Genomic DNA, 304 nt, shown 5'->3' on the forward strand with positions numbered 1-304 from the left:
CGTTGCTTTGCTGCTCAACCGTCAAAATCAATTGATTGGAGTACGGGAATTATCGCGCGGTACGGTGGCGGAAAATACGGTTTATATCCGTGAAATCGTCAAATTGGCATTGGATGAATACGCCGATAGTTTGATTTTGGCACACAATCATCCGGGCGGTTCGGCAAGGCCGTCTGAATCTGATGTGCAGTTTACAGAGCGTTTGCAACAGGCTTTAAGTTTGGTCGATATTACGCTGTTGGACCATTTTATCGTAACGGCAAAAGAAACCTGCTCTTTGCGCGAACAGGGCTATATGTAAGGA

At 46.1% G+C, this 304-nt stretch carries 1 protein-coding gene; it reads left to right on the forward strand.

The features are described 5' to 3' along the window. Positions 1–301, forward strand: a 301-nt coding sequence (locus tag ACTHS4_RS11800) for a JAB domain-containing protein (protein ID WP_440365979.1), incomplete at its 5' end; no start/stop codon positions are given. Positions 302–304: the final 3 nt, after the last annotated feature.

The organism is Neisseria sp. P0014.S009, from assembly GCF_051958155.1.
Lineage (GTDB): Bacteria > Pseudomonadota > Gammaproteobacteria > Burkholderiales > Neisseriaceae > Neisseria > Neisseria flavescens_C.